Source organism: Butyrivibrio sp. LB2008 (assembly GCF_000621565.1).
Taxonomy (GTDB): domain Bacteria; phylum Bacillota; class Clostridia; order Lachnospirales; family Lachnospiraceae; genus Butyrivibrio.
Map to the genome: position 1 here is coordinate 175,690 of NZ_JHXZ01000013.1, position 25,891 is coordinate 201,580.

Consider the following 25,891-nt stretch of genomic DNA (forward strand, 5'->3'; position numbering starts at 1 on the left):
AATCCCTCAATGAAAAAAAGTGTCTTTTCACTAAAGTATATCACATAAAAATAAACTCTCCGCCGATGCGACTATTGCATATTTTTCCCACCTTGCTATTATTTTTTTATGAACACGAGAAATCTAAAATGTTTTCAAATCATATACGAAGAGCGTAACCTGCAGGTAGCTGCAAATAAACTTTTTCTGTCACCGCAAGGACTAAGTAAGATCATAAAGAACCTTGAAGAGGAATGCGGCACTCAACTTTTTTCAAGGACTAAAGACGGCTTTGTCCCTACGGAGAGCGGAAAGATTTTTTATGAAAAATCCAAGACTATAATTAAAAGCATGAATGAAATGTTCTCGGAGATAAGAGCTGTGAATGACAGGGAGAAGCGCTTCAGGATTGGATTTGCGGCTGGGACACTGCGAGCTGTAGATATTCCTTCGGTGCATTCTTTTATGAAATCTAATCCGGAAATTGTTGCAAGCTGGGATGAACAGGAAAACAAAACTGTCCTGAAGCGTGTGCTGAACGATGAGATAAACTGCGGTCTCGTTGTAGGAAAGCCTCAGGTTCCGGGGCTTTTGTCGGAACTCATCAAATCTGTAGATATCGTCCTGTATGTCCACAAAGACCACAGACTCAGAGGCAAACAGCAGATCAGTATTACGGAGATCAAAGATGAACCTCTTATCTCCATGAACGAGAAATACCACATTTATCACGATTTCATAAACGCCTGCCACATGAATGATTTCAATCCCGAGATTGTTGCAAAGGTTGGCGAAGGGGATTCTATTTACCGTCTTGTAAAAAATGGGATCGGAATCGGCATTGCTCCAAGGTTTTTCAAAGATGATACCGACGTTAAAGCGATTCCTATAACTGATACCTATACTTGGGATGTGTATGGGATTTATCTGGAAAACTCACCTGATGCGGAACTGGCGAAGAGGTTTTTGGAGCAGTGTTCAGATAAGCTTCACTGAGCTTGTTACATGCTCTACAGAACAAAGAGTCGCTCGCGACTCTTTGCGCGCCGATGCGCGCAAGCTTAAGCTTGCATAATTCATCTGCGCATCGGTCGCATCCATAGCGGAGCGTTTTTTGTTTGATAGGATTTTCCTATCAAACAAACAAACGACGAATGACTCATTATCTAAGTCATTCGTCGTTTTTATTTGTGTTTTTGATTTTCTTTTATCAGATATGGTTTGCTACTTCAAATGCATCCCAGATACCGTACATTATGTTGGATACCTGTCTTGCATCTCCGAGAAGATAGATCTCATCCACATCGTTCTTGTACTGATTATAGAGAGTATTTTCGCTCGAATATCCAACGCATAAAACAACGCTGTCTGCGGCAAGTTCCTTAGTGCCGTCTGCAACTTCAGCCTTAAGAACGCCGTTCTTATACTCTGTGACCTTAGCCCCTGTAACAACTTCAATTCCGTTGAAAGGAATAAGCTTATCAAGCATTTCCTTATTTGCTGAGCAGAGAGGTCCGTTAACTGCCAGAATCTTATCAAGAGCTTCAACGATAGTAACTTTCTTGCCCTTCATGGCAAGGTCAAGTGCGAGCTCACATCCGACAAGTCCGCCACCAACTACAGCTACGTTATCACCTGTTTCCTTCCGGCCAAGAAGTACCTGCTCTGCAGAATATACCTTTTCGTCATCTCCAAGCGAGAACATCTTCGGACGTGAACCTGTTGCAAGGATAACAGCATCGAACTGCTCGTCGAGAATCTCTTTTTCGGTAGCCTTGGTATTAAGATGAACCTCTACTCCGAGACGTGTCATTTCATCTTCATACCACTTTGCAAGAGCTATATCGTCTTCCTTAAATGAAGGTGCGCCTCCCGGGATAAGATTTCCGCCAAGTCTCTCTGTTGCCTCATAAAGAACAGGCTCGTGACCTCTCTCTGCAAGTACGCGTGCAGCCTCAAGTCCGGCAACACCACCGCCTACTACAAGAACCTTCTTCTTTTTGACAATAGGATTGTAACGGTTCACTCTCTCTTTTCCTGCCTGAGGGTTAACCGCGCAGTTTATAAGAGAATAGCTCTGGATACGTCCCATGCAGCCTTCCTGACAGCTGATACAAGGACGGATCTGACTCAAATTGTTTCTGCGAATCTTGTTTACGATATCAGGATCTGCAAGAGTCGGGCGTCCGAGAGATATCATGTCGCAAATATTGCTTTCAAGACACTCTAGAGCTGTGTCGGGATTATCTACACGTCCTGCCATGATAACAGGGATATTTACATTTTCTTTTGTAATTCTTGCAAACTCTTTGTAAGGTGCCTTCTCCATGTACATCGGGGGATGATTCCACCACCATGCATCATATGTTCCGGCATCAACATCAAGAGCATCATAGCCGTATTTCTCAAGAAGCTTGGCAGCCTCGATACCTTCCTCGATATCACGTCCCTTCTCCTCGAATTCTTCTCCTGGAAGTGCTCCTTCACGAAAATCTTTAACCATGCTCTTTAATGAGAATCTTAACGCAACGGGGAAATCCCATCCGCAAGTCTTTGCAATCTCTTCACGGATTTCTTTTGCAAATCTGAGTCTGTTTTCAAGTGATCCGCCATATTCATCTGTACGCTGGTTGAAGAAAGAAATAGCGAACTGATCGATAAGATATCCTTCGTGAACGGCGTGAATCTCAACACCGTCAAATCCCGCACGCTTAGCATTATATGCGCCTTTTCCGAAACTCTCTACGATTCCGTGAATCTCTTCAACTGTAAGAGGACGGCAAGTCTTATCAAGCCATCTGTGAGGAATTGGTGATGCAGATACAGGAGGGAATTCACCTAAGTTTGTAGGGATTGTAACTCGTCCGAATCCACCGCTCATCTGTAAAAAGATCTTTGATCCGTAAGCATGAACACGCTCTGTCATCTCACGGCTGGTTCTTACGAACTGAACCGGATTGTATGTTGAATTGGGTGTGTTGGGGAAAGAAGGTTTTTCCACCTCTGTATCCGAAAAAGTTACACCCGTAATAATAAGACCGATACCACCCTGAGCACGTCTGGTGTAGTAGTCGATACCTCTGTCATTCCATCCGCCTTCGCAGTCTCCGAGACCCAGCGGTCCCATGGGAGCCATGGCATAGCGGTTTTTGATTTCCAGTTTGCCGATTTTGATCGGTTCAAAAAGCCCTTTGTATTTCATTGAAACCTCCTTATTATCCGGCATTTTTTAGTTCTGCCATATGCCGATAACCATCGTTTAAAAAAATTTGCCATAGAAATATTTTAAAATACGGGCTTTTTGATAACCATCAACAAAACGTTGTTGTGTCGCAACGTTTTATTTAAGCAATTCCGTCGTACTCATAACCTGCATCTGTGACGGCAGCTTTGATAAGAGCTTCATCGACATCCTTTGAATTTGTGATTGTTACGAGGTTCTCCTCGTGGGAAGCTACCGCTGATTCAATTCCATCAATTGCCTCAAGAGCCTTTTTTACATGAGCCTCACAGTGTGCGCACATCATACCGTTTACCTTAATCTTCATTTCTTTGTTCTCCTTTTCTTTTTGGTTATTCAAATTTGTATCATTATCAGTATGCTCATCTATTGACCGAATAATCTTATGATCAATCGAATTTTTTATAACTTTGTCCTTGCTTCCATCATGAGCTTTTATCCAATTAAGCCTAAGTGCGTTAGATACCACACAAAAGCTTGAAAGTCCCATAGCTGCTGCGCCGAACATAGGATTAAGTGTCCATCCGAATGCAGCGACATAGCAACCTGCAGCAAGCGGAATGCCGATGACGTTATAGAAAAATGCCCAGAACAAGTTCTCATGGATATTTCTCAGAGTTGCCCCGGAGATTCTGATGGCTGCTGCCACATCGCGAATACTGCTCTTCATAAGCACAACATCCGCTGCATCTATGGCAATGTCTGTTCCTGCTCCTATGGCAATTCCGACATCCGCGCGGGTAAGCGCCGGGGCATCATTTATTCCATCGCCGACCATGGCAACTTTTCCATGCTCCATAAGCTTTCTGATAACAGCTTCTTTTCCGTCCGGAAGCACTCCCGCAACCACTTCGTCCACTCCGGCCTGCTCAGCGATTGCCTTTGCCGTAATCTCATTATCACCGGTCAGCATGACCACATGGATGCCCATTTTCTTGAGTTCACTGACCGCCTGAGGAGTATCATCCTTTATTGTGTCAGCGACAGCGATTATTCCGATCAGCTTATTATCTTTTGTGAAAAGAACCGGCGTCTTGCCCTGCGCTGATAACTCGTCGGTGCACACAGAAACTGCTTTTGTGCACTCTGCAACATCTTTTATTTTATCAATTCTTACAGTGCATTCTGTTAAAACATCATGGCTTTCTGTAATATATTTCGCATTCCCGCCCGCAACTGTTTCTGCGCCTAATTTCGCCTTTAGTCCATTTCCCGGCATAATTTCAAACTCTGTTGTCTCTTGAAGCTCTATATCATTTTCTTTTGCATGATTGATGATTGCTTTTGAAATAGGATGCTCACTTTTTGATTCCAATGCGTACGCCGCTGTAAGCAGCTCTTTTTCACTAACACCGGCTACCGGAATAACATCTGTAACACGCATAATTCCAGTAGTTATAGTTCCTGTCTTATCAAGGGCAACTATCTGAGTTTTTCCCGTAAGTTCCTGAACTGCTGCCGTCTTAAACAGAATTCCGTTCTTGGCACCTACGCCGTTTCCAACCATTATCGCCACCGGAGTTGCAAGTCCCAAAGCACACGGGCAGCTGATTACAAGAACCGATACTGCTCTTGCCATGGCATATCCGAAGGTTTGTCCAACCAAAAGCCATACAATAAATGTAACAGCTGCGATTCCTATGACTACCGGAACAAAAACACCCGAAACCCTGTCTGCAATCTTGGCAATCGGTGCCTTGGTCGCCGCAGCATCACTGACCATTCGAATTATTCCCGCAAGAGTGGTATCCTCGCCGACTCTTGCAGCTTCGCATACCATGTATCCCGATGTGTTGATGGTTGCAGCTGAGACTTTATCTCCCGGCTGCTTTTCTACAGGAACACTTTCTCCCGTGAGTGCGGACTCGTTAACGGCGCTCTCGCCCTCTTTTACAATACCGTCTACGGGTATACTGTCACCGGGGCGCACTACGAATCTGTCTCCAACCTTTACCTCATCTATCGAAACTATTTTCTCTATGTCGCCTTCCAGAATTACTGCAGTCTTTGGCGCAAGTTTCATAAGAGATTTTAAGGCATCCGTAGTTTTTCCCTTTGATCTCGCTTCAAGAGTTTTTCCAACTGTTATCAGCGTCAGGATTGTCGCGGCGGACTCAAAATAAAATTGATCCATGTAATACATGACGCGGTCCGTATCGCCAACCATTACCGCTCCCGACATGGCAAAAAGAGCATACACGCTGTATGCATATGAAGCCGTTGCGCCGAGAGCTACAAGGGTATCCATGTTCGGAGACCTGTGAATAAGTCCCTTGAATCCGCTGATAAAAAACTTCTGATTTATCACCATGACAAATCCTGCTATCAGCAATTCGTATAGTCCCATCGCAACATGATTGCCTTCAAGAAACGGCGGCAGTGGCCAGTTCCATAACATATGCCCCATTGAAACATACATTAGCGGGATCAACAGAATGGCTGATGCGATCAGTCTCTTTTTCAATATCGGTGTTTCCGTATCCTTCAGCGAATCATCATAATTGCCGGAATTATCGGCGGCTTTCGAGGCGTTCTTTAAACTCGCGCCATAGCCGGCTGACTCCACAGCCTTAATTATTTCTTCCGAAGATGCGCTTCCCTCAACGCCCATGGAGTTTGTGAGAAGACTTACAGCACAGCTCTCAACACCCTGAACAGCATTTACAGCCTTCTCAACCCTCGCCTGGCATGCGGCGCAGCTCATTCCGGTCACATTGTATTGTTCCATATTCATTCCTTTCGGTGGTTGGCAGAGGTGATGATATTAAGAAACTTTTTGATTCATCACATCCATCACCCCAGATCATTTCATCAGCTTCTGCAGCGTAACCACAAGCTCATCGATAATCTCATCATTACCTTCACGAATATTGTCAGCCACGCAGCTTCTCATATGATTTGCCAAAAGAACTTTATTGAAGCTGTTAAGAGCACTCGTAATGGCAGACACCTGAACCAGGATATCCGTGCAGTATGCGTCATTTTCAAGCATTCCTTCAACGCCGCGAACCTGGCCTTCTATTCGTTTCAGCCTGTTCATAAGATCTCTTTTTTCCTTAGCTTCTCTGTCTTTATGTTTACCGGAGCAATGCGGGCAACTGCCCTTCATTTCTTCCATATTGTTTTCGCACTCTGACATATATATTTCCTCCGCAAAATACCCCACTAGGGTATATATTAGTTGATACCAATATATACCCTAGTGGGGTATCTGTCAATTAGAATATGTAAACTCAGAAAAATTCGCGTTTCCACCAATTTCTTTCGTACTGTAAATAAACAGTCCAAATCTTGCACCCGTGAAATGATCAAGTTTGAATTCCAGCTTGTGGTCGCTTCCAAGTTTTTTCACCTGCTCAGGATGCTCAGATTCAGTGACATAGAAAAATGACACTGTATCATCGGCATTCGGAATAAGGCTTGAGTGCTCACTTCTCTGAACTGTCACGCTATCAAAGCAGACGCCTGCATAAAGCGTCACACCAGGGCTGTCCAAAGGAATACATTCCACTTCCTCAAAGGGCTCATCATCGCATCTTTCGCCCCAGATATCTTTTGTTTCAAGTTCTCTTTTGCCCATTACAAGGTAATAGGATGAGTCTCTCTTTGTTACTGCGATGAAGCCGTAATTACTTTCAAGGAGGCACAGTCCCGCATAGTCGCCGTCTTTAATTCCGCTTGCATCAACAGTGACGACTGCTTCGCAACCGGGAAAAAGAGTTCTCTGCGTCAAAGTGTTTTTGGCCTGAACGAGGTTACTGCTAATCTTGTCCGTTGTGATAGTAACGGTGCCTTTTTTCAAATCTCTTTTTACAAGCGACAGATTGGGCTCGTGATTAAACTGCCAGCAGGGCTTAAATCCAAAGCTTGAAGATATCGCTCCGCTAAAATCTGTTTTGAAGTCATCACTTGATACCAAAGGTGCATACTCGTATCCGGGCTTTAAATCTTCAATTTCAAATTCTTCAGGTATTTTTCCGTCTGCACCAAAAACAGGGAAACAGGCTTCTTTTCCTTCAGCTGTTGCTATCTTCCCCCAGGATACCGGCATGAGGCACGGAATTCTTCCCACGGCGCCACTGTCCTGAAAGAGAATGCCGTACCATTTCCCCGACGGAGTGTCCACAATCCCGCCCTGGGCTATTCCTGAATTTCTATAACCTCTGTCATCATCCATAACATCTTTGCCATAGTAAGGGCCTTCAGGCTTATCAGCCACGAATACAGCCTCGGTTCTTCTTCCTATACTCTTTGGCATGTGAATCAGAAAAATGTAGTACTTACCATTTATTTTGTAAAAATGAGAGCCTTCATATCCAAGATATACTTCATTCTTATCGGATAAGATCAGCTTTTCGGGATCGGTTCCGACGTCAGTCAGATGCATGGATTCATCAAATTTTAGTTCTTTCAGATAAATGTCGGTATTTCCATAAACGATATAAATCTTGCCGTCATCATCAAACAGAATGGAATTGTCATGATAAAAGCCCTCGAGAGTATACTTTTCCCAAGGACCGTATATGTCTTTTGCCTGATAGATGTAGGTCTTATGCATATCATTGGCCACAAAACATATATAATATACACCTTTATAAAAACGAAGACTTGCAGCCCACATACCGCAGCCGTAGATATTTTCTTTTCCCTCTAATCTCTGAGCGGCAGTACCATCCAACGTATCATATACGTATGCGGCATGTTCCCAGTTCACAAGGTCGTAAGAGCGAAGTATCTCGCAGCCCGGCATGAAGTACATCGTGGTGCTGACCATATAGTAGGTATCGCCGACTCTTATCACTTCAGGATCGGGGTAATCAAGTTTTGTAATTGGGTTGATGTTATTCATTATTAAAGTCCTATGTTATCAAGCATAAAAAGAAATAAGCACGCCCTTTTCTGTGCCGGTTACTGTTCCTTCGATGTCTGCTGTCTCCATCCATCTGAGCGCCTCTGAATCGGTATAGATCAAAGGCTTTGTGTGAATCGGACCGGGGCCCGTGCCGGGCAGAATCAGGCCGTTGTTCTCAATGAAGATATGACAGTCTTTTCCGTCGCAATCTTTACCTTCAAGTATATACCTTGCAGAGAGAGTTCGCTCTTTTCCCTTCTCCTGTTTCTGTGTATCCACTCCGCCCGGAAGTATTGTACCTTTGAAATTATCGCAGTCGCTTGTACCATGAAAAAGAATCATCGCCGCCTCTCCTGCACCGCCTTTGACCTCAATAACCTCATCAAGTATCACATCAATTGTCAAAATACATTCACTCATTTATTATTCCTAAATCTTTCTAAATCACTATTTAATCCGGGATTGCGAGACTGTTGCGACTTCCCTCCGGAATTCCCGCAAGGAACGAGAATGCGGGATCAAGCATTTTTTCCCAGGTATCATAGTCGTGATTACCTTTAGTCTCCCAATACTTGTAAGGAACCTGCGAATCATCAAGTGCCTTTTTGAAATACTTAACCTGCCCGTCAACGGCAATATCTCTGTCTCCGCATCCGATAAAGAGCTCCGGGATATCTTTTTTATCCGCTTCCGCATAAGTTCTTGCGATATTCCAAGGGCTCTTTTCATATTCTTCAAAGTTTCCGAACATGTTCGCAAATTCACCGTTTCCAAAGCCTCCTCCGGGACCGGTAAGAAGCATATGCGGATCGGCAGCGGGTGAAAAAGCCGCCACCTTCGAAAAAACTTTATTGTACCTAAGTCCGCTTAAAAGAGCTCCATATCCGCCCATGGAAATTCCGGCGATATAGGTATCCTCTCTTTTTTCGGACAACCTGAACATATCTCTTGTGCGCTCTATCAGTTCTTCACCGATGAACTTACTGTAATTGGCATTTCTTTCCGGATGATCTACATAAAACGCATTCTGTCCGTTTGGCATCACTACAGCCAATCCCTTAAGCTCAGCCTGCTTACGGATTCCAAGCATGGTTATGATGCTCGTGTAATCCCCGCTGTAACCGGGCAAAAAATATACTGTCTTATAGGGCGGCTCCGCATCCGAACCAAAAGGGCCTCTCTCCGGCATAAATACTGCCATGGAAACATTCTGTGATAAACAATTTGATAAAAAGTGAACCTCTGAGTAAGACATATAACCTCCTACTTTTATACATTCTCAAGAACCCACTCTACGCCCTTGGTAATGTATGCATTCCAGAATGTCCAATCGTGGATTCCGGGGCCTTCTTCATACTTCATCTTAGCACCCTTATCCTCAAGAAACTTCTTCATGATCTGATTATTCTGATAGAGAAAATCCTCTGTTCCGACAGCCATGTAAACAGGCGGATTAGTCTTTCCTTCCTTTACATTTCTGTCATAGAGAACTTCGGGGTTTGCATCCGACTCCTCAACCTTATCAAGATCGCCAAATACCTCTTTGTAATAATCATAGTTTGCGATCTCATCAGCATCACCACTCTTCATACTCGCGATCTGATGGATAATAAGCGCGGATGAAAGAGCAATTACTCCGCCGAAAGTTTCAGGGAAGGCAAATCCCGTGTGGATTGCACCAAAACCTCCCATAGAAAGTCCGCCGATTAAGGTATCCTCTTGTTTGTCAGAAAGACCGAACATCTTTCTTGTAAATTCCACAACTTCTTTTCCGACATAGGTGCAGTATTGGCAACCTGTAGCCTTTCTGTCCAGATAGAAGTTGTTGCCTGCCGTAACCATAATAACTGCCATGTTGTATTTAAAGGCAATATCCTCAGCGATTCCGTTATATTCCCAATCGCACTCATTTCCGGAAATACCGTGAAGAAGATACAAAGTCTTCATCGGTCTTTCATAGTTCTTATTTCCCATCGTCATAAACTCAGGCACGTCCCTTGGTATAACATAGACAATATTAGCCTGCCCCATCTGTGATAATGAATAAAATCTAAGTCTCCCTGTTGCCATTGTCCCTCTCCTATCATTTAAATATTTTTTGCCAAACCCTCTTTTACATTCAACATTAGCTTGCAAATATCATCTGTGCGAAATCATAGATGCATTTTCTCCACACATTCCAGTCGTGAGTTCCTTCGTAAATTTTTCTTGTGCAGTTAATTCCTTTTTCCCTGCAAAGGCTGTCATCATTTTCAAAGTGCTCAAGAAACGGATCCTCATTCCCTATAGCTCTAAAGAATGTGTTAAACCTTGAGTTAAACTCATCCGCATCGTTCATTGCATCAAGATGCGCATTGTCACTCTCCTTGTGGCAACTCATGTCCAATGGGCTTGCGCTTATCCAGTCGTGCAAAAATCCGCTGAATATTCCCACCTCAGAAAACATGTCGCCATGGTTACAGGCTATCATCGAAGCCTGAACGGATCCCATTGAAAGACCTGCAATACCGCGTCTTGCTTTACATCCGCCCACATGGTATCTGCCTTCTATAAAAGGAATAACATCTTCCATTAGCATAGGCTCAAAGAGAAGATGATCCACGATATGTTCATCCCCCTCTTTCTTCTGCACCATTCCATTATTCATCACTATAACGCACGGCTGTGCCTTACCTTCGGAAATCAGATTATCCATTATTAAGTTTACCTTACCTGCCATACTCCAGCCTATCTCATTTTCTCCGTGACCATGCTGAAGATATAGAACAGGGTACACTTTGTCCGGATCACTGTCATACTCAAAAGGTACGTAAACCATGCAGGATTCCCACTCTCCCGTCATATGGGAAAAGAAATACTCTCTCCTCACCGATCCATGCGGCACATTCTTAAGTGCAAAAAAATCCTCTTCATATTCAGGCAGTTCAATATAATTATACGGCCTTGAATATCCATAGGTTATCGGAAGTATTGCCTCAAGGTTTTCATTGCCGTCAACCACAATCTGTATGTAATTAATTGCTGTGCAAAAAGGCAGCTCGATTTCCCATTCATCCCCATCAATCTTATAAAAATCATAAAGGACTTCCGCAAACTTAAGCTGTACCTTCTTCGCCCCTTTCTCCAAAAGACGCAAAAAGTACTTGCCGTCTCTTTTTACTATGGGCTTTGGTCTATTGTCGTAACATAATACATCATTAAAACATAAAGCCGTATTCATCCGAAACTCCCGATTATTATTTGAATTTATTTTATCTCTGTTACACTGCGTAGTTCCACATATCATCTGTCTTCACGTACCTGACAGGCAACTCATTACCAACAAGCTCCGGAATCCAGTCAGCAGCGTATTTCGCGCCAAGCTCTTCCCAATTAAAATGTCCCAGATTAAAGCACACCTTATTTTCTCCAAGCTGCGAAGCATCTCTGATGTATGACAAAAGATTCCACTCGATTATTTCTCCGGGAACTATGGCATCAATATCGTCTCTCTGCATCGCCTTAATAACCTGCGTTGAAAAATCGTCGTAGTGATCTCCTGTATCTACCGTTTCTACAAAGGCATTTGGAAAAAGATGTGCAACAATAGCAAGTCTCTTGATCTTATCCTCAGCTCTTCCTATATATCTGACGCCATTCATGCCAATCTTTTCCATAAACTGTCTGTTGAGCTCTTCTACGCTCTGAGCCTCCGGCAGATCCACAACAAATCCAAACGGAACTCCTTCGCACTCCTCATTCAGATAATCAAGCCATCCCATGTACTTAAGAACGCCGGTAAATATTCCATCCGGTCTGTGAGCATGGGTGTGGTCATGATCTCTGTAGATCACAATACCGTTGTCGGTTGCAAGCTTTATCTTCTCGTCATAGACGTCGCACTTAAAATCAGCTTTCCATACCGGATAATCAGGTGTCAGATAGCTGGTCGGCTCGTGGACATATAACATATTATATCCAAGCTCAGCTGTCTTTTTTATAACATCCACCGTCGGTACCAACGCGGTAACAATTCCCGTGCACTCAACATCGGGATTTCCGCATTTAATTCCGTCACATCCCTTATAAGATGGGCCAAGGTCCGGATGGTATCCTTCAATTTTCTTTATTACATCTTGTATTGTCATAATATGCCTTTCTTAAGTTCTCTCAACCTTTTACAGCACCTACCACAACGCCCTTTACAAAATACTTCTGAACAAAGGGGTAAATAACAACAATTGGAAGTATTCCTATAACTGCCATGGACATTCTCACGGCGTTGCTTGGAAGTGATATGGCACCTGTTCCTACAGCTACAGAAGCTGCTCCGCTCTTCAAATACTGGATATTATTCATGATCCTGATAAGCAGATTCTGAATTCCGTAGTACTGAGGTTTTTGTATATAATACAGCGCATTTACCCAATCATTCCAATAGATAAGTGCTGTAAAAAGCGAAATCGTTGCTACAGTCGGTACCGCAAGCGGGAAAATAATCTTAAAGAAGATCGTAAGCTCACTTGCACCGTCAATCTGGGCTGACTCTATAAGCGCCTCAGGAATGCTGTTCGCATAGTAATTTCTTACAAGAAAAATATTAAATGCTCCGCAGAGATAATTAGGAATTATCAGTGCCCAAAGTGTATTCTTGATCTGGAAAACCTGTGTCCACATCATGTAAGACGGAACAACTCCGCCGTTAAACAGCATTGTAAAGAACACGAAGAATGCCAGAGCGTTTTTATACTTAAAGTTCCTTCTGCTCATGGGATATGCGATCATAGTTGTAATGAGTACGCTCACTACAGTTCCGATAATCGTCACGAGTATTGAAATCCCATATGCCCTGAATATTGTCGATCCCTGCTGGATCATGTAAACATAAGCATCCGCAGACCACATCTCAGGGAAAAAAGAATAACCGTTCCTAAGCAGTGTTGTCTCATCCGTAAATGATGCGATAACGATGAGGATTATGGGTAAAAGAGCCACCAAAGCAAGAAGTCCCAAAATTATTGTCGAAACAATCTTGAAAATTTTTGTATCTGAAGCCATCAGCTTTTTTTTCATGTTAACCATTGTCTATCTCCTTTTAGAACAGTGCATTGTCGCTGTCTATCTTACGAACAAGTGCATTAGCGGAAACTACGATTATAAATCCAAGAAGTGACTGGAAGAGTCCTGCTGCAGCACTCATTCCAACGTCATTGAGTTCCATAAGACCTCTGTAAACGTAGGTATCAATAGTCTGTGTTGTAGAATAAACAGCTCCCGAATTCATAGGAACCTGATAGAAAAGTCCGAAGTCTGAGAAGAAAATTCTTCCCACTGCCATAAGTGTCAGGATGATCACTGTGGGTTTTAACATCGGAAGCGTAATCCTGAAAATCTGCTGAACTTTGGAAGCTCCGTCAAGGCTTGCTGCCTCATAGACAGATTTATCGATTCCGGCGATGGCTGCAAGATAGATGATTGACTGGTAACCTGCATTCTTCCACATCTGCACGAAAGTCAGAATGAACGGCCAGTATTTACTTTCCATATACCAGGCTATCTCCTTCTTACCAAGGGCCTTAAGAATCGTGTTATTGATAAAGCCGCTGTCCGAATTAAGGAAAGCAAAGACCATGTATGCAATTATTACCCAGCTCATAAGGTTGGGCAAAAGAAGCGCCGACTGGAAAAACTTAGTTCTTATTGAATCCCCGAGTGCATTTAGAAAAATCGCAATGGTGATCGCAATAATCGTTCCTATGACGATAAATGCCAGATTATACAGAATTGTGTTTCTGGTCATTATAAGCGCATCTTTTGTTTGGAACAAAAACTTGAAATTATCGAAACCATTCCACGGGCTTCCCCACACACCCTTTTTATAACTGAATTTCTTAAATGCAAGGAAAATACCAAACATTGGAATGTAATTATTGATCAAAAGATATATGATACCCGGAGCCGCGATCAGAAGAAGCGGGCCGGATTTTGCATATTTTGTTTTTGAATTTTTCTTTTTCATATCAGACATTGCTCTTCTCCTTTCCTGATGATTTCAGTATACGGAGAATGGGATGTCTTTTCTTTCAAAAACAAGTCCTGTTTTTTCAAATTTGAGGGATACATCTACAGCATAGCTATTATCTGTTTGACAGGAATTTCAGAGAGATTTTCCGCACAAAATAATTCACTGCCGGGCCCTGCATAAGCAAAGCCTGACAGTGAATCAAGGTTATATATATGAATTTATTACTGAGCTGCAACCCAGGCATCAAGCTGCTCTTTCTTGGCAGCGAGAATATCATCATATCCGGCGTCCTTAAGAGCCTGACGGAACTCTGCAAAAGCAGGCTCTGTATCAACAGATCCGCAGACAATACCGGGCACATACTGCTGAATAACGTTGCTTACAGCTGTGTACTGTGTCTGAACCGACGAAGGATCAAATGTAAAGCCCATCGCAGGTGAGTTCTTAGCTTTGTGGTTCTGCTCATCTTCCCACTTAAGTGATTCCTCTGAACCTGAACCTTCAAGAGGCCACTGGATGAAGAAGTTACCAAGAACACCGCAGGAAAGCTGTGCAGTGTAAGGAACTGTTGCCGCATCCTGTCCCTCGGGATAAGACACTGTTCCATCCGCATTCTTTACATAATCCTCTCCCTCAATACCATAGAGCATTGCATTGATCACCTCAGGATCTGTATATGTGAGGTTGAGGAATTTAAGTGCCGCATCAGGATTTTCTGATGTTGAAGCAATAACCTGTGCTACCGCATTTATTGAAGATGTGTCAAGGTAAGCATCTCCGAGCGCGATTGCCTCTACTTCGTATCCGCTGGGAGCAGAAAGAGCTGCTGCCGCATCCGCAAGAGGATAGCTGTAAGAAGCTGAGTATGCGAAATAGCTTCCTGAAGACATGAGTTCTGCTGCAGCTGATGTTGTAGTAGCCGCATCCTTCATGATGTAATCGTTAAGGTACCACTCTCTTACAAGTGAAGCATACTTCTCGAAGTCTGCAAGATCATAGTAGCTTGTAACCGTCATATCATCGCCCTGAAGAACACCTGTCGGTGATGAAAAAGAATCTCCAAGCCAGTCAATCTCTGAAATCCATCTTGTAAGTCCGCTGTCACCCTGTGATACAGGTGCAAAAGGAGTCATCTCAGGATGAGCCTCTTTTACCTGTGCAAAAATCTTTGTAAGGTCCTCAGGAGACTTAACCGACTGCATATCAAGTCCAAGCTCCTGCGCCAGATCTTTTCTGTATATAAGCATCGGCTGAAGTGCGAAAGGCTTAAGTGTTGGAATCGCATAAAGTCTTCCGTCAAACATTGTTGTCTTGAGCCATTCCTCTTCGAAAAGAGCCTTTATCTCAGGTGCGTCAGCATCGATAATATCTGTTAAGTCATAACACATATCGCTTGCTATCGAGCTTCCAAGATCACCTAATGTGTGGAAAATATCAACCTCGCCATTCTGAACCGCAAGGCTTACCTGCTGTGAGTAGTCCGCGATTGAAAGCGGCATAAGATGAACTTCAACACCGATCTTCTCTCTGGTGATCTTGTTGATAACCTCTTCTACAGCAGAGGTATCATCAGGAACCGTATTAAAAGTAACAAATGCGTATGTTATCTGATCGTAATCGGAGCCATTGTTAGCGGCACCGTTCTGATCAACTCCGCCTTCACTACCTGTTGACGATCCACAGGCAACCAATGAAAGAGCCATTGTTCCGGCCAGTAACACACTGAGAATTTTCTTAACCATAATAACCTCCCTTGTTATTTGCATTTCTAAGATGCACTCATTATACAAAGGGAATATATTACTTCTCTTTCAAAAACAAGTCTTAGTTTTTCAATTTTAAGTTTTGTGTATGATACTCATTTGGAGTAAGCCCCGTTGTCTTTTTGAAAACCGTTGAAAAATATGAAAAATTATCAAATCCAACTTCAGTAGCCACGTCACTTATCCTCGCATCTGCTCTGGATAAAAGCTCTTTGGCCTTATCTATCCTGAAATCGGTTATATACTGCTTAAGGCTTATGCCGGTCTCTTTCTTGAACATCTTCGCCATGTACTCCGGAGTCAAATATACACACTCTGCAATCTCGGTTCTTGAGATATCTTCCTTATAATGCTCGTGAACAAAGGCCTTGGCACGGGATACGATTGAGTCCGAAGCTTCAACTTCCGAGACATAATCAAGTGTCTCGGAAATCAGATAAACCTGCCACCTCACCATGTTCATGAGAGAATCCGTAGCCTGCCTCTCCAGCGACTCGGAAGCCTCATTGGCAAAAAGCTGCGTGGCCTGAATTTCTTTTCCATGGAGATATACAAACACAATCTGCAAAAGATCCTGCTTAATCTCGGCAAGTGCCGCTGCATCAAGTTTTTTGGCTGCTGCCAGATTTTCCATGCTGAATTTAAGAAGATTAAGAAGCTCTTTCTTTTTCTTTTCATTAAGAAGGAGCCTGATTTCCTGCTGGTCAAGCATATGACCTTTTTCTGTAGCAAGGACGATCTCATCGTTTTCGTGAAAAACCTTGCCCTTGGAAGCCACGTTGTTTTTGTCCAGCTCCTCTATATGTGTCTTGGCAAGACAGAGTTTGTCTATATCACACGCATTTCCAATGTAGACAGTGATTATGTTCCGCAAGACCTCCTTGGCTTTTTCCAGTACCTGCAGGCCTTCACTATTTAGCCTGTCTGCAATTATCCCGGCATCATCTTCGCCGACAACAATCGCGGTATAAATTATATTTTTTACCCTGTAATTGACAAACTTCCCTTCGGAAATACCAATGAAAATACTGTTACCAAGAAACTTTACCAGCTCTTTTTCATATGTTCCGGCGCCGCCCTTACCCCAGTTTTCCTCTATCTGCTCAATATTGCCACCGGCAATAATGTAAAGCTGATACTGCCTGTCAGCATCTATATTAAGTCGCCTCTGGGAGATCTCTTTTGCAATAACTGCTTTGTCGGAGGCAATTCTCTGCTGCAAAACATCAAGCCAGAAAAGAGCTTCAACATACCCAAGATTTCCCGAGTACCACTCCTCATAGAGGGATGCCTTATGGCTCTCTTTTTTGTCATGAAGCTTTTGAATTGCGTTTGTCAGTTCAGCCTCCATACGATCGTTATTGAAAGGCTTAACCACATATCCTGACGCGCTGTATTCTATGGCTTGTCTGGCATAATCGAATTTTTCATGGCTTGTAAGGAAAATGAATTCTGTTTCAATCCCGTTTTCCCTAACCCATTTGATCAGCTCAAGTCCGGTTCCCATGGGCATCTCTATGTCGCAGATTGCAAGGCTTATATCATTTTCGGAAAAAAGCTTTTTCGCGGTCTCGATATTATATGCCGTATGCACCTTGTCTATATGAAATTTGTCCCATGCCACAGTATCCACTATTACGTCAACTGTGGGAATGTCATCATCTATTACGATAGCTTCCATACACTGCTCTGCCTCTTTACTCTTCTTGGTATCCACATATCTACGCGGCTACCGTTTGGTTCTTTATTTGAAAACTCCATCAGATCATCTCTTTTGTACATGAGTTTTAAGGTCTTTTTCATATTCCAAAGTCCCACGCCGTGCCCGTTTTCTTTTACAGTAACATTTCCGTCCCGAACCTGTGAAAGAAATTCTTCCGGAAATCCCTGTCCGTCATCTTCAACCGTGATGTGACACATAGACTCACCGCCCCTTACTTCAAGCTTGCAGGAAATCAGAATTGACGTCAGTTTATCCACCGATACCGCATGTTTGTAAATATTCTCCAGCATGGTATGTATAAGAAGCTGCGGAATCGGATATTCAGACACCTTCTCATCAACATCTATGAATTCAAATACACACCCCGGATAAAGAATATCCTGCATCGCAATATAGTCCCTGACATGCTCAATTTCTTCCGAAAGCTTTACAGTATGAAGTCCCGATCTGAAAAGATACCGTATGTTTCGCGAAAGCCTTTCTATATAATCACGTATCTCGTCGTTCCTGTCCTGGAATGACATACTGTGAATCGTCGTGAGAGCATTAAGAAAAAAATGAGGCTTGATCTGAAGCTGTACGTACTTTAGCGTTGCCTCATCAAACTGAATTCGTTCTTCGTAAGACTTCATACGCAAATTTACAATTGTGTCCATCATGTGATTAAAACTATCGTTGATCCGCATGAACTCCACTGTATCTGCTTTATCCGGAAGTCTGCAGTTCTGTTCACCGTTTTCGATACGCTTCATGACAGACATAAGATCTTTAAGCGGCATATAAACCACATTTCTTGCATACAAAGTCATGATTATCAACATGAAGATTGCAGATAAGATAAGCACAAGGATTACAACCTGAATAAGCTGGAATGCACCGAATACCCTGCCCTTATCTATTGCTACGAAGATTAAGAAATTACCTCTTTTTGAAGCACTTCCCAGGAAAAAGAATTTCCCGTTTTCCGACCACGCAGCATCGGCTATGTGCGTTGTATCAATATCGTCTGTTGTAATATCAATGTCACTTCCCGCCTTGGCGATTATGTTTCCGTTTTCATCCGTGACAAGGTAACAGACAGAATCGTTGGCCAAGCTCTTTTTCAAGGCTGCAGTTACATCCACCAGAGCCCCAAGCATTCTCTTTTTATTCTTGTATAGCCGCAGTAAATAATTCTTATTGCCTACCTTCTCGCAAAACCAGTATGACGGCATGTTGCCCGAATATTCTTCATAGAGTCTTTTTATAGTCTCCTCAATCGCGACATTTTGACTATAGCTAAGGCCGGTGGCCGTCTTGGATAAAAATGTATCTCCGATAAGATCGTAGAAAAAGATCGTGTCAACATCTGCGCTGCTACCGGCGACGTTTTTAAGTAGCTGCAATATATTCTGGGCCGCTACAGATTTTTCTATTTCGGTTCCTTTATCGAAAGCGGTAATATCCTTACTGTCCTGAAGAATTATTGCCAATGCCTGCTCATTAGACTTTAATATCTCATCCATCTCATAGCCAAATATCTCTTTTGCCTGATTTAAGTTGGATTCAGCGCCGTTTTCCAGAGTCCGCCCTGTATTCCACCACACTGCGGATAAAATTATGATCATCAGAAAAAGATAGCCCATTGAAGCTATCGCAATTGTACGTATGAAGGACCCTTTTTTCACGTTTTTTTGATTCATTATATTACTTACGATTCTTTAAAAATTTCTTATTTTCATACATTCTTTTGTCAGCAATTTCAAATACTGCTGCCACACAATCCTCTTGGTCGTACTTCGCCATACCACAGGCAATGACAACTCCGCCATTATAGAGAGCATCTTCGTTATGCCGTGCGATTATATCTACAAGTTTCTCACTGCGAGCATAGTCCTCATCCTGCGAGATGACCACGAACTCATCGCCACCTATTCTGTATACGGGACTGCGCTTAAAAATCCTGCAGATTGTGTCACATGCATCACATATGCATTTATCCCCGGCTTCATGCCCTTTAGTGTCATTAATCTTCTTAAGATCATTTACATCCAATACCACAATAGCAAACTCAGGCTGACGGTGCTCCTGAATTCTCTGATTCATAATGCCCTCTCTTACTTTATATGCATTCTTGTTCTTGATGCCTGTAAGCGAATCAATCTCAGCCATATTCTGCACAAGCGCAAGTTTTTCCGTATATTCACGTTTAATGCGCATAGCATCGGTCACATCCTGGCACAGTCCAAGCAGGCATTCCCTACCGGTATCATCTGTAAACTTAAGCTTTGTTGTCTGAAACTGTCTCGGATTACCGGCAGCATCAGGTACATCCTCATAAAAAATATAAGGCTTGTCCATCGCAAGAGCTTTCTTATCATCCTCTATAAAATGAATAGCCGTCTCTTCATCAAAAATCTCCAGATCAGTCAGCCCGACAACGCCCTCCGGAGTTTCTTTATGCGCATAATCCGCAAATGCCTGATTACATGCAAGATACTTTCCGGTGTCTACATCTTTTGAAAATGTCATGGCCGGCATATTGGTCAAAAGATCTGTTAGCGATTTCTTCAGGCTCACTATCTTCCTGTTTGCATCAGCCTCTTTCCTCAGGCGCTCGTTCTCCTGCTGCAGTCTAGCATATTCTGCAGAAATAACCTCGTTTTCATTTATACTTCCGCCAACAAAAACTCCCTGATCTGTGTACCAGATAACGGCAAGTCTTGTACCGTCTTCTTTGTAAATGTGCCTTCCGCATAAATGAACTACTCTGTATTCTTCATACCTTTTTTGCCTGTAGATCACATCGAAAACGCCGCTCTCTGTTAAAAAGCGATCTACCGCATCACCTACGGAAGCCAGATCATCAGGATGTACCAAACGATATATGTCGCTATCCACAAGATCATAGATTTCTTTTTTATCCATGCCCTCATATCCGGAAAGCTCCAAAAAACCTTCCGACATGACTACTGTAACCACTTTTCCATCAACACGCTGATAAATCGCAAAGGGGATTGGGCTGTTTTCCAATAGCTTTCGTTCTTCATCACTATATCTGTATTTTTCCAAGAGAGTCACCTCCTGTATAAGACAGCAAAGAAACATTTTACCACAATATATTTTATCATTTAATGGATGGCTGTTATCATTATTGCGATTATTTTATGAATAATTAACAAAAAAGCGGGTTCCGGATCAATACCGAAAGCCGCTTTTTAGTCATCATAGTGAATTTCATCTTCAAGTCCCATTTCGCCTGATAGTGTCTTTGTGATTTCTTAGTCTGCGTTGATAATTCCATTTTCCCTGACTTCATGAATTCTGCTATTTATTTTTTTGTAAATACTTCTTTCCTTTTTATTTTTCCAAAATACGAATCTATGTATTTCCGCATTTTAATAATCTTTTCTCTATAATCTTGAGAATAACGCAATACCTTCAATCGTCAAGTCCCATCACTTTCTGCATTTCTTCATCGCTAACCCAGCCTTCTCGTTCAGAACGTGTTTCAGCCTTCTTTAGGTCACCTAATACATTATGAATTGTCCTTAAACGATCAAGTTCGTCTGCTTCCTCCACAGTCATTATTGCATACGCACCTCTTCCATTTCTGGTAAGGTAAACTCTACTACTTGAATCAACTTCTTTAAGTACATCTGTATAATTTCTAAGATCAGAAATAGGCATAATAGCTGGCATAATAATCTCCTATTCTATATTTAATACTATATAACTCTTAACCTTAGTATAAAACTTTATTCAAAAAATCACAAGTCAATTCACCCGCAAATAAGCACTGCTAATTTGCAGCACTCCCTCTTATCGAAGCATCAGCCTTTTTTAGTAAAAAAACGGACATAGAGGAAGGATTCGAACCTTTGGCACGAAAAGCCGTGCTCCGTCTTAGCAGGACGGTCCCATAAACCATCTCGGTCACGCAAACATACTTTATTCAATTTATGCGCCTACCGCATAAAGCCATTCACCATCAGTAACAATAATGTCATCCAAAGTAACTCCCAAAACAGCTGCCAACACGACCAAATTATCTAATGTCGGCATTGCAGTTCCGTTCTGCCACTTGTAAATCGCCTGCGGAGTAGAAAAGCCGAACACCTCCTGCAATTTTTTTACAGAAATACCTGCTTTCACTCGAAGTTGTTTAATTTTCTGCCCTGTAGCAATCAGATCTATTGACGGGATATTCTGTATCATTTTTATCTCCTTTCAAGCTACAAACTTCACTAGACTCGTCAAGTGAAGTTGTATGGTTCGCACTAAGCTCGATAATACCTCGCTAAGTGCTCTACAGAACAAAGAGTCGCTCGCGACTCTTTCGCGCGCGAGCGGTATTGCGAAGCAATAAATTACCTTTCCGCGAGCTGCGCATCCTGCGGAGCATTTTTTATTTGATAGGAATTTCCTATCAAATAAAAAATCGCCTTCCTCATCAAAGGAAAGCGATCCGAAATACATGTCTATTTATATGCTTTGATCCTATCTTTTTTAGAATCCTGCTAAAACAACACTTTCTCGCATTTGCCTATCCTTAAAATGAGCGTATGAAATCAGACCTTCACTCTGCCATCTATTGAGTGATGATTTATAACTTTCACTGTATCTGTAATAATTGCGATTCAATGTTGTCATGTCTCTGTTCTTTCCTTTCCGGGAGCTTATCTTTTTTGCTCCGCTTCTCTCTTTATATATCGTATGTTAGCACTGAAAATCTTTATTGTCTATTATACTCATAGTATAAAAATTCTGGGATCTCGATAAACGAATCAAGAAGGCCAAGAAGAATCCCGGTGTTCAGATGCAGCTTGATAAAGGTAAAGCTCTTTTTCCAATTGCTTATTCATCATCTCCGCGTCTCTCCGTACATATGTCATCAAGCCAGCCTGTATCGTAGTCTGAGTCCATGTCTTTGTATGGAACTGCTCTTGGTCTGCCCATCTTGTAAAGTGCGCAGTTCTTGGGGCCATAACAAAAGCTTTCAAAACGGAATTTCTGTGTAACGCCCCAATTATACTCAATAGCGACATTTGCCATGCACGCCCATTTACAGGCAAAGCATTTTCCCTTCCAGTTTTTTGAATCAAGCATTCGGCATCCACGCCAGTCATATACAGAAAGCTCAGGGGCCTCATCAAGCCATGGTTCCTTGGCATCTGAGTTAACGTTCGCTGCTTCCTGCAATTTCTTAAGTGCTCCGGCCCGGTAATAATCTGCATACTCCAGCTTGGGATACATCTTTGTCCATGCTGTGCCACTGATCTCATCGCCGATATGGAACCTCATCTTCATCTGCTGCTTTTCGGAAATCGCAACAGCAAAATTCCTCTGCTCACCTGCCGTCTCACCCGAAATAAAGATATTATATCCAGTCATGCTATGGGTTCTGTTGTCCAGTTTATATCTCCACACGTTGGATCTGGGCTGAACAGAGATCACCGTGCCGCTGAAGCTTATCTTTTCCTGTGTGTCATCTATCATTGTCCATCCCCCTCATTAGTGTATTTGGTCTTGGTAAGGCCATTATTACCTGCCTGCATCATAATTATTTTGTTACTCGTCCTTTACGATACCTTCCGAAAAAAATACCGTCATCCACATACTTATCTGTCTGAGATACCCACATTGGAAATTTTCCTGTTGCTAATGCAGTTTGCCCATTTAGCATTCCTGTATGGAATGAGATATGGCGAAACTGTCTGAGCACCAATTCCATCCTTGTATGCTCACAGTTTTCAGGGCATTCATACAGCATTTCATCTGTAAGAGAATCAAGATATGTATAAGTTTTTTGTTCGATTCTATCAAGATAATCAAGGAGTTGTTCGTCTGAAAGTATTACCGAAGAAGGATTATCAGGATTGTCCAAACCATCTTCATGAAATGGAGGTTCATCATATATGCAAGGATTGATAAACCACTTATCCGCAGAATGAAGCGTATGATATACCCAGCGCCAACAAGGAGCACCACAACAAATCGCATCACGATTATAGGTCTGAATTGATGTCCTTATATTTAGAAAATTCGGTTTAACCATATCCTTGATTATCATACATAATTCATTCATTAAAAAACCTCCTTCTTTACACTATTACTCAATCCTTCATAAGTTATCCTGAAAATGAACTAAGTCTCTGCGCGACGGCCTGCCAAGGCTGTGCTCTACATTTTAATTCTTTTCAAAGATTCATATCTATTGTATCCTGCAAAACATTTACATACTCTTACAAAAATCTAAGATTTCCTGCTTTCTTGATTCTACATCCGCTTTATATTCGATAGATGTCAGCCCAAGATGCCCCACACTCTCTATCTCCAAATGACCATAAAAATGTTCTATGCTTCCGATGATCCGCTCACATTCCGGCATATTAGGTCCGGTTCTCAAAGCAATTGTAAAGCCTTTCTTGCCAGGCTTAATAGTTGCATGCGGCTCGTGCGTATTGCACCAAGGTGTACATCTGTCGATGAATGCCTTGAACTGCCCCGGAATATCTGCCCAGTATGACGGAGAAACAGAGACAATAATATCTGCCTCATCATATTCTCTCATTATATTCTCGATAACACCCGCATCACTCATGACACACTTCGCCATATTGTGGCACGAACGGCAGCCTCTGCAGAATGCAAAGACATAATCGTCAATGCAAATGCTTTTGACACTGTATTTATTTGATAACTGTTCCGAAACCAGCTTAACTATTTCTGCAGTTGCCCCTGTGCGAACAGGGCTGCAATTAATTATCAAAGCTCGCATTCCACAAAACTCCTTCGTACATAATTCTGGAATATATCCCCCTATAAAGCCTCATGGATCAAATCGTTTATGTGTATTTCAACGCTGTCCAGGCACGGAACAGAACAATTTTCCGAATTCAGTAAAAGAGGAAGTTCCGTACACCCCAGTACGACTGCTTCAATACCATATTGATCCCGCATTTTATCTATTATGCTTTGAAACTCTTTTAATGTGCTTTCCTTAACAATTCCCAGCTCCAACTCCTCAAAAATGCGTTTTGCCACAAGATTCCGATCATTTTCATCAGGAATAACTACTTCTATACCTGCGTCCTTGAAATCATTTTTCATATAATCCTGTTCCATTGTAAAAATGGTTCCAAGAAGAAGTATCTTTTTATATCCTTTATTCTCTACCTCTTTACAGACCGCTTTAGGAATACTAATCAACGAAACACCAGTATCGTTAACCAATTCTTCAAACACAATATGCATCGTCACGGCCGTCAAAGATATTACTTCTGCGCCTGCTTTTTCCAGACTATGTACTTTTTCGGAGAGATATTCCTTAAGAAGGTAATATTCCCCCGAAGAAACATAATCCCATGCTCTTCTGAAATCCACGCTCTCAATAATGATCTCCGGCATATGCTTTCCATCTGTGATCTTATCAATTCTGGAATTTAATTCTTTATAATACATAATTGTAGATTCAGGCCCGGTGCCTCCTACCAATCCTATTTTTTTCATATACTATCCTTTCTTCATCCTTTTAGAAAATCAATTCTTCTTCCGCTCTATTATTTATGACTCATTAACCAGCTTTCCCGTCATATGTTCAGGTATGAGTTCTAGGCACTGTACTCTCGGCAGAGCATTTTTCAATTCCTTTTGTAAATACTCTTCATCATCCGTGAACTTTTTTGTGAGATTGGTACAGATTTTTATTGCAGTATCCTCATCCTCAACAATAAGGGATAGTACACCTTAATCCTTTGCTAATAATTTTAATCCTGCAATTCCAACTACAATTAAAATAACACATATAACCTGTGGAACTGACAATTTCTCATTAAAAAGAAAAATCCCAAGCAGCGTAGTACCCACGATTCCCATGCCTGTCCACATAGCATAAGCTGTTCCCAAAGGAAGCTGCCTAAGTGCGATTGACAAAAACACTGCACTGGCTATATATCCCACACCGGTAATGATTGATGGGATAAGCACAGTAAATCCGTTAGACATTTTCATTGTTACCGCCCATGTTATTTCAAGAGCTCCTGCAATAAACAGATAGATCCACTTCATTATGAACTACCCTCACCGACTCCACGTCGGAAAGGGTTTCTGTTATGCCGCAGAGCGGCATGAACCTGTAGGATGCTCTATGCATCCTGCAGAACAAGGCATGTCCACTATGCCTCTATCCCATTGACTTACCTTTGGGAATACTTTCCTTAAGATGTTTGCAGCTCCATTTATGTCTGCATTTGTTATTGTACCATCGTAGTGCCTGTAAAGTCCTCTCTGTATCCTCTTTCCTGAGAAAAAGTAGTTTCCTGAACTGTTCTTTTTATACACAGGGATA

The 25,891-nt window shown here is 42.2% G+C and carries 23 protein-coding genes, 1 tRNA gene and 2 pseudogenes; 2 read left to right on the plus strand and 24 right to left on the minus strand.

Annotated elements, in window-relative coordinates; translation table 11 throughout:
- Positions 1–108 precede the first annotated feature (108 nt).
- Positions 109–282: pseudogene (locus T356_RS21800) on the plus strand (helix-turn-helix domain-containing protein); the annotation flags it as partial.
- 78 nt (positions 283–360) lie between these two features.
- The gene (locus T356_RS0103720; protein WP_242846547.1) at positions 361–975 is read left to right on the plus strand and encodes a LysR family transcriptional regulator substrate-binding protein; all 615 of its coding nucleotides are present in this window, start codon (positions 361–363) and stop codon (positions 973–975) included.
- A 214-nt stretch (positions 976–1,189) separates the two neighbouring features.
- Here T356_RS0103720 and T356_RS0103725 read toward each other — a convergent pair whose 3' ends face one another.
- From T356_RS0103725 to T356_RS21245, 24 genes and pseudogenes are all read right to left on the minus strand, one after another.
- Positions 1,190–3,181 (minus strand): oxidoreductase, encoded by a 1,992-nt coding sequence (locus T356_RS0103725; RefSeq protein WP_026513338.1) that lies wholly within the window; start codon positions 3,179–3,181, stop codon positions 1,190–1,192.
- 142 nt (positions 3,182–3,323) lie between these two features.
- Entirely contained in the window at positions 3,324–5,948 is a 2,625-nt protein-coding gene (locus tag T356_RS0103730; protein WP_026513339.1) for a heavy metal translocating P-type ATPase, read from the minus strand.
- Positions 5,949–6,023: 75 nt separating this feature from the next.
- Complete coding sequence (locus T356_RS0103735) at positions 6,024–6,338, minus strand: metal-sensing transcriptional repressor (protein ID WP_155838969.1); 315 nt, start codon at positions 6,336–6,338, stop codon at positions 6,024–6,026.
- Positions 6,339–6,434: 96 nt separating this feature from the next.
- A complete protein-coding gene (locus T356_RS0103740) occupies positions 6,435–8,069 on the minus strand; it encodes a glycoside hydrolase family 43 protein (RefSeq protein ID WP_026513341.1) in 1,635 nt (544 codons plus the stop codon).
- A gap of 18 nt (positions 8,070–8,087) precedes the next feature.
- Positions 8,088–8,492: a DUF3237 family protein gene (locus T356_RS0103745; protein ID WP_026513342.1), complete on the minus strand. Its 405-nt coding sequence runs from the start codon at positions 8,490–8,492 to the stop codon at positions 8,088–8,090.
- Between the two features lie 31 nt (positions 8,493–8,523).
- Complete coding sequence (locus tag T356_RS0103750; RefSeq protein WP_026513343.1) at positions 8,524–9,327, minus strand: alpha/beta hydrolase; 804 nt, start codon at positions 9,325–9,327, stop codon at positions 8,524–8,526.
- Positions 9,328–9,341: 14 nt separating this feature from the next.
- On the minus strand, positions 9,342–10,142 hold the full coding sequence (locus T356_RS0103755; RefSeq protein ID WP_026513344.1) for an alpha/beta hydrolase: 801 nt from the start codon (positions 10,140–10,142) through the stop codon (positions 9,342–9,344).
- Positions 10,143–10,197: 55 nt separating this feature from the next.
- Positions 10,198–11,292, minus strand: coding sequence for an alpha/beta hydrolase-fold protein (locus tag T356_RS18255; protein WP_051563122.1), 1,095 nt, complete (start codon positions 11,290–11,292; stop codon positions 10,198–10,200).
- Positions 11,293–11,332: 40 nt separating this feature from the next.
- The gene (locus T356_RS0103765) at positions 11,333–12,199 is read right to left on the minus strand and encodes a Nif3-like dinuclear metal center hexameric protein (RefSeq protein WP_026513345.1); all 867 of its coding nucleotides are present in this window, start codon (positions 12,197–12,199) and stop codon (positions 11,333–11,335) included.
- Between the two features lie 22 nt (positions 12,200–12,221).
- Positions 12,222–13,133, minus strand: a complete 912-nt coding sequence (locus T356_RS0103770) for a carbohydrate ABC transporter permease (protein WP_035780311.1) — start codon at positions 13,131–13,133, stop codon at positions 12,222–12,224.
- A 13-nt stretch (positions 13,134–13,146) separates the two neighbouring features.
- Positions 13,147–14,079 (minus strand): ABC transporter permease, encoded by a 933-nt coding sequence (locus T356_RS0103775; RefSeq protein WP_330370881.1) that lies wholly within the window; start codon positions 14,077–14,079, stop codon positions 13,147–13,149.
- Positions 14,080–14,297: 218 nt separating this feature from the next.
- Positions 14,298–15,818 carry an ABC transporter substrate-binding protein gene (locus tag T356_RS0103780; protein ID WP_035780313.1) on the minus strand — a complete coding sequence of 507 codons (1,521 nt, stop codon included), beginning with the start codon at positions 15,816–15,818 and terminating at the stop codon, positions 14,298–14,300.
- 82 nt (positions 15,819–15,900) lie between these two features.
- Positions 15,901–17,520, minus strand: a complete 1,620-nt coding sequence (locus T356_RS0103785) for a response regulator transcription factor (RefSeq protein WP_026513349.1) — start codon at positions 17,518–17,520, stop codon at positions 15,901–15,903.
- Positions 17,505–19,244 carry a sensor histidine kinase gene (locus T356_RS0103790; RefSeq protein WP_081777735.1) on the minus strand — a complete coding sequence of 580 codons (1,740 nt, stop codon included), beginning with the start codon at positions 19,242–19,244 and terminating at the stop codon, positions 17,505–17,507. The genes T356_RS0103785 and T356_RS0103790 overlap by 16 nt, the downstream gene beginning before the upstream one ends.
- Before the next feature lie 4 nt (positions 19,245–19,248).
- Positions 19,249–20,613, minus strand: a complete 1,365-nt coding sequence (locus T356_RS0103795; RefSeq protein ID WP_026513351.1) for a sensor domain-containing diguanylate cyclase — start codon at positions 20,611–20,613, stop codon at positions 19,249–19,251.
- Between the two features lie 369 nt (positions 20,614–20,982).
- Positions 20,983–21,243 carry a prevent-host-death protein gene (locus T356_RS0103800; RefSeq protein ID WP_026513352.1) on the minus strand — a complete coding sequence of 87 codons (261 nt, stop codon included), beginning with the start codon at positions 21,241–21,243 and terminating at the stop codon, positions 20,983–20,985.
- A 156-nt stretch (positions 21,244–21,399) separates the two neighbouring features.
- Positions 21,400–21,483, minus strand: a tRNA-Ser gene (locus T356_RS21045).
- Between the two features lie 18 nt (positions 21,484–21,501).
- A complete protein-coding gene (locus T356_RS0103805; protein WP_330370882.1) occupies positions 21,502–21,759 on the minus strand; it encodes a helix-turn-helix transcriptional regulator in 258 nt (85 codons plus the stop codon).
- Between the two features lie 639 nt (positions 21,760–22,398).
- Positions 22,399–23,040, minus strand: coding sequence for a hypothetical protein (locus tag T356_RS0103810; protein ID WP_026513354.1), 642 nt, complete (start codon positions 23,038–23,040; stop codon positions 22,399–22,401).
- A gap of 64 nt (positions 23,041–23,104) precedes the next feature.
- The gene (locus T356_RS0103815) at positions 23,105–23,629 is read right to left on the minus strand and encodes a hypothetical protein (RefSeq protein ID WP_026513355.1); all 525 of its coding nucleotides are present in this window, start codon (positions 23,627–23,629) and stop codon (positions 23,105–23,107) included.
- 147 nt (positions 23,630–23,776) lie between these two features.
- Positions 23,777–24,322 (minus strand): flavodoxin family protein, encoded by a 546-nt coding sequence (locus T356_RS0103820; protein ID WP_026513356.1) that lies wholly within the window; start codon positions 24,320–24,322, stop codon positions 23,777–23,779.
- 41 nt (positions 24,323–24,363) lie between these two features.
- Complete coding sequence (locus tag T356_RS0103825) at positions 24,364–25,053, minus strand: aspartate/glutamate racemase family protein (protein WP_026513357.1); 690 nt, start codon at positions 25,051–25,053, stop codon at positions 24,364–24,366.
- A 237-nt stretch (positions 25,054–25,290) separates the two neighbouring features.
- Positions 25,291–25,611, minus strand: a complete 321-nt coding sequence (locus T356_RS0103830) for a DMT family transporter (protein ID WP_026513358.1) — start codon at positions 25,609–25,611, stop codon at positions 25,291–25,293.
- Positions 25,612–25,653: 42 nt separating this feature from the next.
- Positions 25,654–25,891 (minus strand): annotated as a pseudogene (locus T356_RS21245) (RNA-guided endonuclease InsQ/TnpB family protein); the annotation flags it as partial.

Bases quoted from the DNA above. Each gene is read 5' to 3' on its own strand.
- T356_RS0103810 (WP_026513354.1), bottom strand. From the start codon at position 23,040: ATGATAGATGACACACAGGAAAAGATAAGCTTCAGCGGCACGGTGATC.
- T356_RS0103730 (WP_026513339.1), bottom strand. From the start codon at position 5,948: ATGGAACAATACAATGTGACCGGAATGAGCTGCGCCGCATGCCAGGCG.
- T356_RS0103765 (WP_026513345.1), bottom strand. From the start codon at position 12,199: ATGACAATACAAGATGTAATAAAGAAAATTGAAGGATACCATCCGGAC.
- T356_RS0103745 (WP_026513342.1), bottom strand. From the start codon at position 8,492: ATGAGTGAATGTATTTTGACAATTGATGTGATACTTGATGAGGTTATT.
- T356_RS0103775 (WP_330370881.1), bottom strand. From the start codon at position 14,079: ATGTCTGATATGAAAAAGAAAAATTCAAAAACAAAATATGCAAAATCC.
- T356_RS0103800 (WP_026513352.1), bottom strand. From the start codon at position 21,243: ATGCCAGCTATTATGCCTATTTCTGATCTTAGAAATTATACAGATGTA.
- T356_RS0103820 (WP_026513356.1), bottom strand. From the start codon at position 24,322: ATGCGAGCTTTGATAATTAATTGCAGCCCTGTTCGCACAGGGGCAACT.
- T356_RS0103780 (WP_035780313.1), bottom strand. From the start codon at position 15,818: ATGGTTAAGAAAATTCTCAGTGTGTTACTGGCCGGAACAATGGCTCTT.
- T356_RS0103830 (WP_026513358.1), bottom strand. From the start codon at position 25,611: ATGAAGTGGATCTATCTGTTTATTGCAGGAGCTCTTGAAATAACATGG.
- T356_RS0103825 (WP_026513357.1), bottom strand. From the start codon at position 25,053: ATGAAAAAAATAGGATTGGTAGGAGGCACCGGGCCTGAATCTACAATT.
- T356_RS0103790 (WP_081777735.1), bottom strand. From the start codon at position 19,244: ATGAATCAAAAAAACGTGAAAAAAGGGTCCTTCATACGTACAATTGCG.
- T356_RS0103815 (WP_026513355.1), bottom strand. From the start codon at position 23,629: ATGAATGAATTATGTATGATAATCAAGGATATGGTTAAACCGAATTTT.
- T356_RS18255 (WP_051563122.1), bottom strand. From the start codon at position 11,292: ATGAATACGGCTTTATGTTTTAATGATGTATTATGTTACGACAATAGA.
- T356_RS0103725 (WP_026513338.1), bottom strand. From the start codon at position 3,181: ATGAAATACAAAGGGCTTTTTGAACCGATCAAAATCGGCAAACTGGAA.
- T356_RS0103740 (WP_026513341.1), bottom strand. From the start codon at position 8,069: ATGAATAACATCAACCCAATTACAAAACTTGATTACCCCGATCCTGAA.
- T356_RS0103750 (WP_026513343.1), bottom strand. From the start codon at position 9,327: ATGTCTTACTCAGAGGTTCACTTTTTATCAAATTGTTTATCACAGAAT.
- T356_RS0103770 (WP_035780311.1), bottom strand. From the start codon at position 13,133: ATGGTTAACATGAAAAAAAAGCTGATGGCTTCAGATACAAAAATTTTC.
- T356_RS0103755 (WP_026513344.1), bottom strand. From the start codon at position 10,142: ATGGCAACAGGGAGACTTAGATTTTATTCATTATCACAGATGGGGCAG.
- T356_RS0103785 (WP_026513349.1), bottom strand. From the start codon at position 17,520: ATGGAAGCTATCGTAATAGATGATGACATTCCCACAGTTGACGTAATA.
- T356_RS0103805 (WP_330370882.1), bottom strand. From the start codon at position 21,759: ATGATACAGAATATCCCGTCAATAGATCTGATTGCTACAGGGCAGAAA.
- T356_RS0103735 (WP_155838969.1), bottom strand. From the start codon at position 6,338: ATGGAAGAAATGAAGGGCAGTTGCCCGCATTGCTCCGGTAAACATAAA.